The organism is Burkholderia sp. SIMBA_051 (assembly GCF_046534915.1).
Taxonomy (GTDB): domain Bacteria; phylum Pseudomonadota; class Gammaproteobacteria; order Burkholderiales; family Burkholderiaceae; genus Burkholderia; species Burkholderia ambifaria.
On sequence record NZ_JAWRXS010000171.1, the window covers coordinates 1 to 288 of the forward strand.

The 288-nt window shown below is 64.2% G+C and carries 1 pseudogene; it reads left to right on the forward strand.

Annotated features, from left to right (window positions below):
- Positions 1–288: pseudogene (locus SB771_RS34050) on the forward strand (MotA/TolQ/ExbB proton channel family protein); the annotation flags it as partial.

Here is a 288-nt window from a genome sequence, read left to right on the forward strand (position 1 = left end):
CGGCATCGCGCTCGCGCTGCTGGTGATGTCGGTGATGTCGTGGAGCGTAATCGTCATCAAGGGATGGAACGTGATGCGGCTGAACCGCCTCACGAAGAACGCGGAGCAGGCGTTCTGGCATTCGGACGATCTCGCCGACGGCGTGAAGAAGCTCGGCGCCGGCGCGTCGACGCCGCAAGACAATCCGTTCCTCGCGCTCGCGCTGTCGGGCCAGGAAGCCGCCGATCATCACCATCAGACACAGCCGCATCTGCATGACCGGATGGATGTGTCGGACTGGGTCACGCG